Annotated in this window: 14 protein-coding genes; 1 reads left to right on the top strand and 13 read right to left on the bottom strand. The window is 59.2% G+C overall.

The genetic code is table 11. The features are described from left to right. Positions 1 to 9: 9 nt before the first annotated feature. From ACR0L4_RS10215 to ACR0L4_RS10270, 12 genes are all read right to left on the bottom strand, one after another. A complete protein-coding gene (locus ACR0L4_RS10215) occupies positions 10 to 1,647 on the bottom strand; it encodes an ABC transporter ATP-binding protein (protein WP_170750511.1) in 1,638 nt (545 codons plus the stop codon). Next, positions 1,644 to 2,501: an ABC transporter permease gene (locus ACR0L4_RS10220; RefSeq protein WP_170750513.1), complete on the bottom strand. Its 858-nt coding sequence runs from the start codon at positions 2,499 to 2,501 to the stop codon at positions 1,644 to 1,646. Before ACR0L4_RS10220 ends, ACR0L4_RS10215 begins: the two co-directional genes overlap by 4 nt. Then, the gene (locus ACR0L4_RS10225; RefSeq protein WP_170750515.1) at positions 2,498 to 3,454 is read right to left on the bottom strand and encodes an ABC transporter permease; all 957 of its coding nucleotides are present in this window, start codon (positions 3,452 to 3,454) and stop codon (positions 2,498 to 2,500) included. Before ACR0L4_RS10225 ends, ACR0L4_RS10220 begins: the two co-directional genes overlap by 4 nt. Position 3,455: 1 nt before the next feature. Beyond that, positions 3,456 to 5,042 carry an ABC transporter substrate-binding protein gene (locus tag ACR0L4_RS10230; RefSeq protein ID WP_480512687.1) on the bottom strand — a complete coding sequence of 529 codons (1,587 nt, stop codon included), beginning with the start codon at positions 5,040 to 5,042 and terminating at the stop codon, positions 3,456 to 3,458. A 235-nt stretch (positions 5,043 to 5,277) separates the two neighbouring features. Then, positions 5,278 to 6,381 (bottom strand): glycerate kinase type-2 family protein, encoded by a 1,104-nt coding sequence (locus ACR0L4_RS10235; RefSeq protein ID WP_480512689.1) that lies wholly within the window; start codon positions 6,379 to 6,381, stop codon positions 5,278 to 5,280. Then, positions 6,381 to 6,818, bottom strand: a complete 438-nt coding sequence (dtd, locus tag ACR0L4_RS10240; RefSeq protein ID WP_480512691.1) for a D-aminoacyl-tRNA deacylase — start codon at positions 6,816 to 6,818, stop codon at positions 6,381 to 6,383. Before dtd ends, ACR0L4_RS10235 begins: the two co-directional genes overlap by 1 nt. 117 nt (positions 6,819 to 6,935) lie before the next feature. Further along, positions 6,936 to 8,024, bottom strand: coding sequence for a TFIIB-type zinc finger domain-containing protein (locus tag ACR0L4_RS10245; RefSeq protein WP_170750521.1), 1,089 nt, complete (start codon positions 8,022 to 8,024; stop codon positions 6,936 to 6,938). Between the two features lie 23 nt (positions 8,025 to 8,047). Further along, positions 8,048 to 9,196 (bottom strand): SPFH domain-containing protein, encoded by a 1,149-nt coding sequence (locus ACR0L4_RS10250; protein ID WP_480512694.1) that lies wholly within the window; start codon positions 9,194 to 9,196, stop codon positions 8,048 to 8,050. 22 nt (positions 9,197 to 9,218) lie between these two features. Beyond that, a complete protein-coding gene (locus tag ACR0L4_RS10255) occupies positions 9,219 to 10,133 on the bottom strand; it encodes a DUF2927 domain-containing protein (RefSeq protein ID WP_480512815.1) in 915 nt (304 codons plus the stop codon). A 54-nt stretch (positions 10,134 to 10,187) separates the two neighbouring features. Further along, positions 10,188 to 11,378, bottom strand: a complete 1,191-nt coding sequence (locus tag ACR0L4_RS10260; protein WP_480512696.1) for a toxic anion resistance protein — start codon at positions 11,376 to 11,378, stop codon at positions 10,188 to 10,190. A 33-nt stretch (positions 11,379 to 11,411) separates the two neighbouring features. Then, positions 11,412 to 12,326: a 5-bromo-4-chloroindolyl phosphate hydrolysis family protein gene (locus tag ACR0L4_RS10265; RefSeq protein ID WP_480512698.1), complete on the bottom strand. Its 915-nt coding sequence runs from the start codon at positions 12,324 to 12,326 to the stop codon at positions 11,412 to 11,414. A 174-nt stretch (positions 12,327 to 12,500) separates the two neighbouring features. Beyond that, positions 12,501 to 13,316 carry a pseudouridine synthase gene (locus tag ACR0L4_RS10270; RefSeq protein ID WP_480512699.1) on the bottom strand — a complete coding sequence of 272 codons (816 nt, stop codon included), beginning with the start codon at positions 13,314 to 13,316 and terminating at the stop codon, positions 12,501 to 12,503. Between the two features lie 62 nt (positions 13,317 to 13,378). Between ACR0L4_RS10270 and ACR0L4_RS10275 the strand changes: the two genes are divergently transcribed. After that, positions 13,379 to 13,837, top strand: a complete 459-nt coding sequence (locus ACR0L4_RS10275) for a nucleoside deaminase (RefSeq protein ID WP_170750531.1) — start codon at positions 13,379 to 13,381, stop codon at positions 13,835 to 13,837. A gap of 1 nt (position 13,838) precedes the next feature. Here ACR0L4_RS10275 and ACR0L4_RS10280 read toward each other — a convergent pair whose 3' ends face one another. Next, positions 13,839 to 14,531: a metal-dependent hydrolase gene (locus ACR0L4_RS10280; protein ID WP_480512701.1), complete on the bottom strand. Its 693-nt coding sequence runs from the start codon at positions 14,529 to 14,531 to the stop codon at positions 13,839 to 13,841. Positions 14,532 to 14,545: the final 14 nt, after the last annotated feature.

Raw genomic sequence — 14,545 nt, forward strand, 5'->3', positions numbered from 1 at the left:
GGCAGCGGATCAGTTTCCGGCGCTTTCCATCTTGCGATGGGCCACAACCTCTTCCAGCCAACCCAACTGCATCTCGGGCACCGAACTCAGAAGCAGGTCGGTATAGTCGTCAAACGGCGGGCTCATGACCTGCGATTTGGGACCGTAGCGCACAACACGCCCCTGATACATCACTGCGATGCTGTCGCTGATTGCACGCACCGTCGCCAGATCGTGAGTGATGAACAGATAGGCCACGTTCTCGATCTTTTGCAGGTCGAGCAGCAGCTTGAGAATGCCATCCGCCACCAGTGGGTCCAGCGCCGAAGTGACCTCATCACAGATGATCATTTTGGGCTTCGCGGCCAGCGATCGTGCGATGCACACACGCTGTTTCTGACCACCGGACAGTTCCGCTGGATAGCGGTCGATGAACTTCTCGCCCAGTTCGATCTCATCCAGCAGTTCGATGATCCGTTTGCGCTTTTCGGCCCCGCGCATGTTGAAGTAGAACTCCAGCGGGCGACCGATGATCGTGCCCACGGTCTGACGCGGGTTCATTGCCACGTCAGCCATCTGGTAGATCATCTGCAACTCGCGCAGGTCTTCGCGGGTCCGCCCCTTGAGATCGGGCGAGAGCTTGCGACCGGCAAAGGTGATTTCGCCGTCGCGTGGTGGCAGCAGGCCGGTGATCACCCGCGCCAGCGTCGACTTGCCCGAACCGGATTCTCCCACGACCGCCAAGGTCTGACCCGGATGAAGTTCGACATTGACGTTGTGCAGCACGTCGAAATTCAGCCCCTTGTAGCGCGCGGTGATACCGTCAACGCTGAGCACCGGTTCCGATGTCGGCTGTTTCTCTTCGTGGTCGATCGAGCGCACAGAGACCAGCGCCTGCGTGTACTCTTCCTGCGGATTGTTGATGATCTGATCGGTGGTGCCGTATTCAACGGTGTCCCCCATTTTCAACACCATGATGTCGTCGCTCACCTGCGCCACGACGGCCAGATCGTGGGTGATGTAAAGCGCGGCAACGCCAGTGTCGGCAATGGCTTCCTTGATCGCCATCAGAACATCGATCTGCGTGGTCACGTCCAGCGCTGTGGTTGGTTCGTCGAACACCACCAGATCAGGCTCGGGGCACAGTGCCAGTGCAGTCATGCAGCGCTGCAACTGACCGCCTGAGACTTGGTGCGGATAGCGTTCGCCGATGTTATCCGGGTCGGGCAGACCCAGTTTGGCGAACAGCTCCCGTGCGCGGGCTTCCGCTTCTTTGCGCGAGAATTTCTTGTGTTCGACAGACGCTTCGATCACCTGATCCATGATCTTTTTGGCAGGGTTGAAGGACGCGGCGGCGGATTGAGACACGTAGGTAACTTCGCCCCCGCGCAGGTTCCGGATATCCCCCAGACTGGCTTTCAGAATGTCTCGTCCGTTGACCCAGACCTCGCCACCGGTGATCTTCACGCCACCCCGGCCATAGGCCATCGACGCAAGACCGATGGTGGATTTCCCGGCCCCGGATTCGCCGATCAGCCCCAGCACCTTGCCGCGTTCGAGGTCAAAGCTGACCCCGTGCACGATTTCGATGTCATGGGGCTTTTCGCCCGGCGGATAGACAGTCGCGCCGATCTTGAGGTCGCGGACCTTGAGAAGGGTATCACTCATCCTCGGCCTCCTTTCAGCGATGTGGTACGGTTCAGAACCCAGTCAGCCACAAGGTTGACCGAAATGGCCAGCGTCGCGATGGCCACGGCGGGCAACAGCGCGGCCGGAATGCCGTAGACGATGCCTTCCTTGTTTTCTTTCACGATACCGCCCCAGTCGGCCTCGGGCGGCTGGACACCCAGCCCCAGGAACGAGAGGGTCGAGACGAAGAGAACGGCAAAGATGAACCGCAGACCCATCTCGGCCACCAGCGGTGACAACGCGTTGGGCAGGATTTCGCGGAAGATGATCCAGGCAATCTTTTCGCCACGCAGACGCGCGGCCTCGACATAGTCCATGACGGTGATATCGACCGCAACGGCACGGGCGAGGCGATAGACGCGGGTCGAATCCAGCAGACCCATGACAACGATCAGGATCGGAACCGTCACCGGCATCACAGACAGGATCACAAGGGCAAAAATCAGCGTCGGGATCGACATCATCAGATCGACAAAGCGCGACAGCACCTGATCGACCCAGCCGCCCATCACCGCCGCAAAGAAGCCCAGAACCGAGCCGGTCACAAAGGACAGAATCGTCGCAGCCGTTGCGATGAAGATCGTCGTGCGCCCACCATAGATCATCCGGCTCAGCAGATCGCGGCCGATGTTGTCGGTGCCCAGCCAAAAATTCGACTCGGTGAAACCTGCGGGTGCGATCCCAAGCATGATCTCGATCTTGGAGGGTTCCCATACATCGCCGACCACTTGGGCCATGCCGTAAGGCGCGATGAGCGGCGCGAACAGCGCCATGAGAAAGTAGAGGGCCGTCAGGAACAGCCCGATCATTGCGGAAATTGGGATGTTCTTCATTTCGGATGCCTCAGACGCGGGTTGGCCAGGATCGAGACAATGTCCGCAACCATATTGAGGCCGATATAAACGGCGGCAAAAATCAGACCACAGGCCTGCACAACGGGAACGTCACGTTTGGCAACGTGATCCACCAGATATTGGCCCATGCCGGGATAGACAAACACCACTTCGACAACCACAACACCCACAACCAGATAGGCGAGGTTCAACATCACAACATTGACGATTGGTGCGATGGCGTTCGGAAAGGCGTGGCGGGCGATGACCTGAAACCCTGACAGGCCCTTGAGTTCAGCCGTTTCAATATAGGCCGACTGCATCACGTTCAGGATGGCCGCGCGTGTCATGCGCATCATATGCGCCAGCACCACAAGCGTCAGAACCATGACGGGCAGGGCGATGGCTTGAAGCTTTTGCAACAGGCTCATGTGATCGCCGATCATTGCGACGGATGGGAACCAGCCCAGTTGCACGGCGATGAAATACATCAACAGATAGCCGATCAGGAATTCCGGGATCGAGATCGAAGCCAGCGTAACAGCCGATATCAGCTTGTCCGGCCAGCGATCGCGGTAGCGCACGGCAATCAGGCCCAGAAGAATGGCCAATGGCACCGAGATGATCGCGGCCCAAAAGGCCAAAAACAGCGTGTTCGACATGCGCTGACCAATACTCTCGGCAATGTCGCGACCATTGGTCAAAGCGGTCCCCAGATCGCCTTGCAACGCGGCAAAAAGCCAGTCGAAATAGCGCGTTATGGCGGGTTCGTTCAGCCCCAGTTCTTCGCGCAGGTTGGCAAGGGCTTCGGGGGTTGCGGACTGGCCGAGAATGGATTGGGCCACGTCGCCGGGCAAAATAAGCGTGCCCACAAAGATCAGTACGGACACGGCCAGTAGCAGCAAAAGGCCCAGCGCAACGCGCTGGACCACAAGTTTCATCGCGATTCCCATATCAGGCAGCAACCCACATGGTCATCGGAGCGTAGAAGTTGTTGAGGTCGAACCCGACACTTGTTTCAACCCAGCCATCAAGCTCGCTCGATGTTGCATCGACGAACTGGTTGAACATCGGACAGATCAGTCCGCCTTCGTCACGCAGGATGGTGGACATGTCCGCATACATCTGCGTGCGCTTGGTGTCATCCAACTCACCACGTGCGGCAATCAGCAACTGGTCGAATTGCTCGTTGTTGAACCGGGTGTCATTCCAGTCCGCAGTGGACAGATACGCGGTCGAGAACATCGCATCCTGCGTCGGACGTCCACCCCAGTAGCTGGTGCAGAAGGGCTGCTTGTTCCAGACCTCGGACCAGTAACCGTCATTCGGTTCACGTTTGATCTCGATATCTATGCCAGCTGCGCCGCAGGATTGCTGGAACAGAGCCGCAGCATCCGGCGCACCCGGGAACGAGTTGTCCGACGTGCGCAACAGGACCGACCCGTCAAAGCCTGACTGATCCATGTGGAACTTTGCCTTGTCCGGATCATAGTCGCGGTGTTCCAGCTCTGTGTATAGCGGGTAGGCGCTGTTGATCGGAGTGTCGTTTCCGACCGAGCCGAAGCCAAACAGAATCTTGTCGACCATTTCCTGACGATTGATGCCGTACTTGAGCGCCAGCCGCAGGTCCTTGTTGTCAAAGGGTGCTGTGTTCGTGTGCATGATGAACACATAGTGTCCTGGACCCGAGGTGGTGCGCAGATTGATATTAGGCGCGCGTCCAACCAGATTGGCTGTGCGGGGCGGGACGCGGTTGATCATGTGAACCTGACCAGACTGCAGCGCCGCCACACGAGCGGTATCGTCATTGATGACAAGCAGTTCGACCGTGTCGGCATGACCAACATTGTCATCCCAATAGTCGGGGTTCTTCTCGCCAACAAACCGTACGCCCGGTTCCACGGAACTCAGCACATAGGGGCCCGTGCCGATGGCAGCAGTCGGGTCGTCCTTGCCGCCATTGGGCTGGATCAGCAGGTGATAGTCGGTCATCAGATAGGGCAGGTCAGCGTTGGGTTTGTCCAGTTCGACTATGAACTTGTCGCCCTCGACGCTCATGGCTTTGATGCCGCGCAATAGGCCAAGTGCCCCGGATTGCGTATCCTCACCGGAATGACGCTCGATGGTGGCCAGAACATCGTCGGCAGTCATGGTCTTGCCGTTCGAGAAATTGACACCCGAGCGGATTTTGAAGGTCCATACCGTTGCATCAGCAGAAGCTTCAAAGCTTTCGGCCAGGCGTGGCCATAGTCCACCATTGGGATCGAGCTCCAGCAGAGGCTCACCCCAAAGGCGCAGCACCTGGGTTGCTGTGGCGTTTGCAGCCAGCGCCGGGTCAAGGCTGTCGGACGAACCACCACCCTGGATGCCGACGCGAATGGTTCCGCCTTTGACCGGGCCAGCGGCGCGCGCTGCCGTCGCGAACATGGTGCTGGCCGCTGCAATGGTGACGCCCATGGCGATCGCCTTGCCCATGAATTCGCGACGGCTGAGTTTGCCTGCCGCGACCTGGCCGGCCAGATAGGTGAGTTTATCTTTCATTTGGGTTCTCCCTGTTTTTCTGAGTTATTGCTCTTTGCGAGCTTTTTATTGACGCATGAGTCAAAGCTGGCGCATTTCAGCTTAGCGGGCAAGAAGATTTCTGCCTCAACGACGCATAGGTCATGACATTGACGTGTCGGGCGGCTGCACTGTCGCGGCCCCCTGTTTGTAAAACCGCCGCATGGTCAGGATGATCAACGTGCTTTCCTGCAAGATATGACACAAACGCGTCAATTCATTGCCGAATTGCGACAATCAGGTCCATCACGTTGGTTCCTGTTGGTCCGGTAACCAGCAAAGCATTGGTATCGTCCAGATACTGTCCGCTGTTTGCGTCCCTCAGCGCCTCTTCGGCCCCTGTACCCCAGGTCGCGCCTGAAACGATTCCGCCCGCTGCGCTGGTTGGGCCGTCTGTCCCATCGGTTCCGCCCACAACGACTGTGATGTCGTCATGACCCGATATCTCTCGGGCCAGCGCCAATGCAAGCGCCTGATTGCGCCCTCCGCGTCCTGGCTGTGGGGGCAGAACAACAGTTGGCTCTCCTCCAAACACCATCACGCCCGGTTCCATGTGACGTATCATTTGACCCAAGGAAGTGGCGACGGCGCGGTAGTCGTCATGCAACGCCTCTTGATTGGCCTGAACCTTCAGTTCGGCCTCTTTGGCGGCTGCCGCCGCAGCGGCACGTGCATGGGCGTTTGAGGCGATGATTTGCGTCGTGGCCTCAAACGAGACGCCTTCGGGCAGGGCTCCGATGCCCGAGCCGACGACGTTCAAGTCATCACCGGGCACGTCCGAGATGGCCAGAACCGTTACCAGCCTGCCTTTGAACCGCGACAATAGCCCGCCTCCCTTGACGCGCGACAGCTTGCGTCGTTCGGCATTCATTGCGCCAATGTCCAGGCCTTCGGACAGCAGCGATTTATTCAGCGTTTCCAGATCATCAAGTGTTTTGCCTTCTATCAGATCCTCGGCCAGCGAGGATGCACCGCCGGACACCAACAAAAGCAGATGCGCGTCTGACGGCATCGCTTCGACCGCAAGGCGCAGGGCCCGCCCACCTGCGAGACTGCGGCTGTCCGGAACAGGGTGCGAGGCTTCAATCACGTCGACACTATCGGGCAAGTCTTTGCCGTGATCGTCTTTGGTGACGACCAGTGCCGGTATGTCGCCAAAATGGTCCAGCGCCGCACGCGTCATCGCGGCGGCTGGTTTGCCAACGGCCAAAATCCGGTCCGGTTTAGCAACACCAGACAACGCGTTCCTAGTTGCCGCATAGCCGTCTACCGCCGCCACTCCGGCCTCCCAGAGTGCGATTGCTTGTTCCGCGCGTGTCATCAGTTTTCCATCCAAATCGTCACCGGCCCATCATTGACCAGTTCCACGGCCATATCGGCCCCGAATTGCCCCTTTTCGACGGCAATACCATATGAGGCCAGGTTCCGAGCAAAGGTTTCGTACAAGTGCTTTCCTAGCTCCGGTGGCGCAGCGTCAGAGAACCCGGGGCGGTTGCCGCTGGCCGTATCGGCTGCCAGGGTGAACTGGCTGATCACCAAGGCTGACCCCTCTACATCCAGAACAGAACGGTTCATTTTGCCCGCGTCATCCTTGAAAATCCGCATCTTGGCGATTTTGCCCGCCAACTTGGCGGCGTTTTCCTCGTTGTCGCCCTGCATCGCGCAAACAAGGATCATGAGGCCCGGTCCAGACTGTCCGACACTTATTCCATCCACTGAAACCGAAGCCCGTGAAATTCGTTGCAAAACCGCGCGCATTGTCCCCCAGCACTGTCGAAGCCGTGTCTCGGACGTTTTAGCTGCCACTGACAGGAATGTCACCCAAAGCCTTGCCAACGTTCGGGAAAACACCCGTTTGTGTCAGTTTGGGCAAGGCTACCCTTGCGTTGTCGCTATTACGTAGCCTAGACCCGCAGCAACCAGCAGGCCCAGAACCACAGCAATGGTGATCTTGATGGCAGACCATGGCCTTTCACCCTGCACCCGTCCGGTGCGTCCGTTGACCACAAAGCGATAGGTCTGGCCGCGATATTTGTAAGCGGCCATCCAGACCGGCAGAAGGACATGCTTGAACGTCACATCGCGCACATCTGTATCCACCGCATGTATGCGCTGACGGTCTCCGCCGATATCGAATCTCACATCCCGCTCGATCACGCGCGCCATATGCGCCCGCGCCTCGGAATACCCCTCGGCCAACTCGACCGAGTAGGCTTCGGCGCGGAACCCTGCCAGATATTGAGGTTGATAGGGTTCCAGAGCCGGCAGGTCCCATGGCTCCAGGGCGTCGGTGTATGTCTTCGGCAGTGAGCGTGAGGCGAGCACCAGAACATCATCAAAAAACCGCGCCACGCGCCCCGACTTTGGTGTCCAGCGGGTTTTGGGCACCTGTTGCTGCACGCGCTTGCCATCGCGCATGACGGTCCGCGTTTCGTAGTACACGACGCCCCGTTCACCCCGGTAGCTGGATTTGGTGTCGGCGTCGAAGGTCCAATAGGGGACATAGATGCCCTGCATCCTGCGACCCTTGCGGGCGTAGTCCTTGAGGCCGTTCGGCGCGAACCATAGGCGCCCCAACCATGTAGCCATCGCTGTATGGGCCGCCCGTTCATCCAGCGCAAAGGGCAACACACCCTTGGGTTTGATATGCCGGTTCACTCCGGTATCCGTCACCACGGGGGTCGCACAGAATGGGCACTCGGCCGCATGGGTGTTCGGATCGAACTCGACCTGTGCAGCACAGTTTGGACAGGATAAAACTCGCGTTTCTTCGATTTCGCTGTCCGGCAGTCGATCAGCGATGGCGGCATCAAAATCGAGCTCTCGCAGGCTTGCACCGCCCCATGGTCCAGCGCCGATGGGTTCCGAGTGCCCGCAATGATCACATGTCAACGTGCCGTCACCGGGGTTGAACCGGTAATCCGCGCCGCATTGCTCACAGGGAAAGCGATGTTCTTCGGTCATGGCTCGACTTTGCTCGGTTTGGATCACGCACCCGGTGGGGGAGGCGGCAATATGGTAAACAGCTGCGCCAACTCCTGCACGTCACCTGCCTTCTTCCAGCCATCCTGACCGGCGGTCCAGACATGGGTTTCGCGGGTCAGTTCCCCGTCGGTGGCCATGCGCCCCATCTTGGCCTTGGAAAACGGCCCACTTGTCTGACCATCCACTGCGATATGCCACACGTGCTCAACCGGCGGAGGCGGTGGCGGGGCAGCCTGCGCTGTCGGTTGCGGCGCAGCGGGGGCGGGCGATCCCCATGGGCCGCCCGGATGACCCGCTGCCATGTTCGACATCTGATGCGCCATGGCCATGCCCATCCCCATGCCAAGTCCAGCGCCCAAACCCCCGCCTTGGCCGGGGTTGTTGGCTGCTGCGGTCATCGCCTCGGCTGCGGAATACTGGGTGAACTTGCCCAGATCGCCTGCCAGCCCCATCGAGGTCCGCTTGTCCAGAGCGGCCTCGACCGCAGGCGGAAGCGAGATGTTCTCGATGTAGAATTCGGGCATCTCCAACCCATAGTTGTCCAGAACGGGTGACACCTCGGCTGCGATCAGTTTACCCAGATCTGCGGTGTTTGCTGCCATATCGAGAACCGGAATGCCCGACCCGGCGATCACGCGGCTGAACTCCTGCACGATGATGTTACGGACCTGAAAGCTGATTTCATCCATGGTGAATTCGCCATCGGTTCCGACGATCTCGACCAGGAACTTTGCCGGGTCCTTCACCCGCACCGTGTAGGTGCCATAGGCCCGGATACGGGTCGGGCCGAATTCGGGGTCTCGCAACATGATCGGGTTTTTCGTGCCCCATTTCAGGTCGTTGAACCGGGTCGTGTTGACGAAGTAGATCTCGGATTTGAACGGAGACTGAAAGCCATGATCCCAATGCTGCAGGGTCGTCATGATCGGCATGTTGTTGGTCTCAAGCATATAGAGGCCCGGCGTGAACACATCCGCCAACTGTCCCTCATGCACGAACACGGCCGCCTGACCTTCGCGGACGGTCAGCTTGGCACCATACTTGATCTCGTGCCCTTCACGTTCGAAGCGCCAGACCATGGTGTCGCGGGAGTCATCGACCCAGTGAATGACGTCGATGAATTCTCCGGTCAGAAAATCGAAAATTCCCATTTGGGTTCTCCTGTCCTTGGGGTCAGAGCGGCTGACCCATCAATTCGCGCGCAATGATCCGCACCACGGGGCGGGCCTGATCGACCGTCACTCCGGGCTCAAGACGCGGATCATAGAGCATTGTCAGCAGTTTCTCATCATGACTTGTCAGCAGGGCAAACTCGTCATCATCGTTAAAGATCGAAGGCCGCGCGGCGGGGCTGTCATTGGACAGGCCAAGCCCTTGTGCGATTTCCTCGTGGATGCAACTGCGCCGGACCAGATCGGGCAGTTCCGAGCGGATCAGCGTCACTGCGCGCACGTATTTGTTCGGGGCGCTGCTTGTGGCTGAGGCAAAGACAAAGCAGTCGAAATTCGCGCGCGGGTTGGCGACCAGATCCAGCGAGGCCTGGCTGATATTCGGAACCAGCTCTTTCAGGCGGGTCACGACATAGGTGCTGTCGTCCTTGCCCGCAAAAAAGACATGGAAATTCGCCTTGCGGCTGACCGTGGATATCGGGTGTCCGGTCAGTTTGGCCAACCGCGCAACATAGGATTGGACCATCTCATCATCTTGTGCCCGCGTGGCGGGCAGGACCGAGGGGCCGAATTCTGTCTGGATGCGCACGGGCCCCGACCAGCGGCTCAATTGCCCGTCTGTTTGCCGCGAACCAAATGAGACGCTGTGATTCGGATATTCGCTGTAAAAGGCTATCGCCTCAAAGTTCCGACCCAGGTCATCAGCGTCATATGGCGTATCCGGCCCACCCCCATCGGTTCGCAAAAGACCGCGCGTTAGCAAATCGCGCTCGACGCGCTGGTAAAAGCGAGCCAGATCCTGGCTTGCGGCAGAGGGTGGAACGTACGCGTTCGCCGCCGGGGGCGGCGGCGCAGGGCTGGGTTGCGGCGCAACAGCAGACGTCAGGGTTTCGTCGCAAGCAACCAATGCCAGCAACATCAAACCCCCAAGGCCCAGTTTGAAAATGTACAAAGGCCGCACGCCCAACCCACCTTAGCCCGGAACAGCGGTGCCGGCATTGTCGCCGGTCCCGTCGCGCCGCGCCTTTGCAGCGGCCAATGTATCGCGCAGCTCGGTCTCCATTTTCTGCAATTCCTGCTCGGCTGCGGCGCGCTTGGCCTTGCCTTCATCTGCGATGGCGAGGCTTTCGTTGATCGTCCCGATCAGATCCGCGTTGGCCTGTTTCACGGCTTCGATGTCAAAGACGCCGCGTTCCATCTCTTCGCGGATCATCTTGTTGCTTTCGCGCAGATTAGCGGCATTCGAGGTCAGCAACTCGTTGGTCAGGTCATTGGCATCCCGCACGGCAGCGGCGGCTTCAGCGCTGCGTTGGATGGTGACCGCTTGCGCCAGTTGGGTTTCCCACAGCGGAACGGTGTTCACCAGGGTCGAGTTGATCTTGGTGACCAGAGACTTGTCGTTTTCCTGAACCAACCGGATCGAGGGCAGCGATTGCATTGTCACCTGACGGGTCAGTTTCAGGTCGTGCACACGGCGTTCCAGATCGTCTCGCGCGGCCCGCATGTCGCGCAGTTCCTGCGCAATCATAACCTGTTGGTCTTCGGGTGCGGCCTGAACTTTGGTTTCCTTTTCGGGGATGTCGTGGCTGTCCAATTCGGTCAGCTTTTCTTCTCCTGCTGCGATGTAAAGCGCCAGCTCGTCGTAGAAACCAAGCGTCTTGTCATAGAGCAGGTCAAGCGATTTGATATCTTTCAACAGCGTATGTTCATGGCTCAGCAGATCATCGGTGATGCGGTCGATCTGTCCCTGAACTTCTTCGTACTGAGCGGTGAACTTGGCAAAAGGCGCGGCCTTGCCCAGCAGCTTTTCCCACCAACTGCGTTCGCGACGCACGTCCAGCTCACTTACCGAAAAGCCGCGGATCGTGGTGACGATATTGCGCAGGCTGTCCCCGGCGGGGCCGACATCCTTGTTGCGCACATCTGCCAGCATAGCCTGGCTGATCTCTTGCAACTCTGCCTGTGCAGAGGACCCGAAAGAAACGATCGAATTGGTGTTGCCCATGTCGATCTCGTTCATGCGCTTGCGAATCTCGGCGCTGACGGGTTCGTCAGCATCTTCAAGCGAGACGATCTCGGCGACCGGCTCGGGCAGGGCCACGGCCGTGACTTCTTGCACCAGGGTTTCGGCCTCGACCGCCTTGTTCTTGATCTCATCTGACATGGGGATGTTCCTCGCTCAAATATAGGGTGTCGGTCAGTCCAACCGGACGCCTTCGCGTTGCAGCCTGTCGCGCAACACGTCGATTTCGACCGTCAGATCACTGCGGTCATCCAATAGCATCTTGCGCGTGCGCGCAGCGAAATTCTGTTCCAGATCGTCCAGCAAGGCCGAGTAATCTGCCAGCGCCTGTGCGTCTCGCGTACGCGCATAAACGTCCGAGAACTTGATCGTGGCATCGCGCGCGCCCTGTAGGTACACGGTCAGGTATTTTCGCGCTCCGGCCAGATCGCGCGGGTCTACTTCGACGGTGCGAAACAAGTCTCGGGCGGTGTCCTGAAACCGTTCGACACGGGCCTCGATGCGGCGATCTCCGGCACGTTTGATCGCATCGGTCATTTCGGACAGGTGATTCTCGGCATCATCGACAACGCGGGCCACACGGTCCTGTTGGAATGTATCAACACCTTCCATGCCCTTGTCTTTCATCGGATCCAGTCCAAACGAGACCGAGTGCAAAACGCTTGCCGCGGCTCCGAACAGAACGGGGGCCAGCAAGCTCACCTGTCCAACGGCTTCAGCGTCCACATATTCGGTCCGGTACGCGGCAAGCGCCGTGCCAAGACCGGTCAGGGCGCTGGCAAAGATCTTGCGTGGAAAGGCTGGGCGACGGGCCGATTTACGCGCGTCATACGCGGCCTCGGCCCTCAACCCTTCGCGCAGCAAAAACGCGGCGGCGGTCAGCAGACCTGCGGCAACCAAGCCGATGGTCATCCCGATGGCGCCGTCATTCAGGGACAAAAAGACCAAAGGGATGGCGGGTATGAACAGGATATTCGCCCGTGCGCCTGCAGGCTCGACCCGGGCACCATCGAACTGGCCCCGCGGCGGTGGCGCGTCGGAAGATGGCTGACCCTGGGGACTGTATTTGCCGCCAAACCGTTTGGACATGCTCACAGCCCCCCTAGCAAACCGGTGCACACGCCGAACAACAGGACCAGCAAGACCGCATAGGCCAGTTTTTGCACTCCGCTCCCGGACATCATGCCCCCCCAAATGCAGCATTCACAGAAAATTTAGGGGATGCGCGGGCTTGGCGCTAGGGGGAAGGTGGCTAAACCCGCATCACTTGCGGGGTTTCTTGCCGATTGGTGGCCGTTTTCTTTGCGGACGTGTGGCGCGTTTGGCCGTGCCCTCGGGTTTGGCGTCGCCATCCAGACCCAGTTGATCCCGCATCACCCTGCGCCGGACCTCTTCGACTTCTCCGGGTTTCAGATCACCCAATTGAAATGGTCCGTAGGAGACGCGCAACAGACGATTCACGGTAAACCCGATATCCTCGATCGCGCGTCGGATTTCGCGGTTCTTGCCTTCGCGCAGCCCAATGGTCAGCCAGGCATTCGCACCCTGCTGACGGTCAAGCGAGACGGTCATGGGCTGGAACCGTTCTCCATCGATCACAAGGCCCTTGCGCAGGGGCGCGAAATCTTCGTCCTTGGGCCTGCCATTCACGCGAACGCGGTACTTTCGCAGCCAACCGGTTGAGGGCAGTTCCAGTTTGCGTTTGATGCCGCCATCATTGGTCAGCAGCAGTAACCCTTCGGAATTCAGGTCCAGCCGCCCTACGGACATCACGCGGGGCATGTCGTCGGGCAAATTGTCAAAGATCGTCGCGCGCCCTTTTTCGTCTTTCGTCGTCGTCACCAGACCGGTTGGCTTGTGGTACAGCCAAAGACGCGAGGGTTCAGGTTCCGAGACAGGTTTTCCGTCGACGGCGATTTTGTCTTTCGCGGTCACGTTCAGGGCCGGGCTGTCGATAACCTTGCCGTTCACCGAAACGCGGCCTGCTTCGATCATGCGTTCAGCCTCGCGCCGCGAGGCGACGCCTGCACGGGCCAGCACTTTGGCGATCCGATCGCCGGGAGGAGGGGTGTTGCTCATGGCGTCGGCCATACCCCATACCGCGCGCTTGCGAAAGGCAGGTTTCTGATGCAGTCAGGGGCATGGTGTTCAAATCGCATATGCACGAGGCGCTGACACAGGCGCGCGCGGCGGCTGAACGCGGCGAGGTGCCTGTTGGGGCTGTCATCGTCGCGCCGGATGGTCGTGTTGTGGCGTCTGCCGGCAATCGAACCCGCGAGTTGAACGACCCCACGGCCCATGCCGAGATACTGGCCTTGCGTGCCGCCTGCGCCGAGGCCGGGTCTGAGCGACTGCCGGATCACGATCTCTATGTGACGTTGGAGCCCTGCGCGATGTGCGCCGCAGCTTTGGCCGCTGCACGGATTCGTCGGGTGTACTATGGGGCTTCTGACCCGAAATCAGGCGGCGTTGCCCACGGTGCGCGGGTGTTCTCGCATCCTCAGGCGCATCATGCGCCCGAGGTCTATGACGGGATTGCAGCCGACGAAGCCACCGCACTCTTGAAAGCGTTCTTCGCGGCACGTCGGACGGACGACTAGTCTACAGGGCAATCGGCTTCATCAGTTCCGGTTCGATCACATCGACCTGGGGTAGCCCGTCGATCAATGTCTGCGCGGATTGTTCGAGGATCGGGAAGGTCTTGTAGTGGCAGGGAATCACCGTTTTGAAGTTGAAATAGCGGCTGGCCGCGTAGGCGGTGGCTTTCATGTCCATGGTAAAGTGCCCGCCTGCCGACAGAATTCCGATGTCGGGTTTGTAGTACTCCCCCATCCAGTCCATGTCCGCCATGATGTCGGTGTCGCCCGAAACATACAGCATTTGCCCTTCGGATGCGATCATGTAGCCGACCTCGCTGCCGCCTGTCCGAAGCCCATCGGGGGTCGAAAAGGTCGAGCTGTGGGATGCAGGCACCATCGTCACCTTGATGCCGTTCAGGTTCACCGTACCGCCTTTGTTGAAGCCGATGGTCTCAATCCCTTCGGCCTCTGACCAGTAGCCCATGAGGTCATATTGACCAACAACAGGTACTTTCAGGTGTTTGGCCAAAGGCAAAACGTCCACAACATGGTCGAAATGGGTGTGGGTGAGCAGGATATGCGTCGCCCCTTCCACAGCAGCGTCATGCTGATCGTCGGGCAGGACTGGGTTGCCCGTCAGCCAAGGGTCGATCAGCAACACCTGGCCTTCGGTCTCAACGCGAAAGCTGCCATGGCCCAACCAAATGATGTTCATGCGAAAATCCTCCT

The sequence above is a fragment of the Ruegeria sp. AB5 genome (assembly GCF_056542645.1).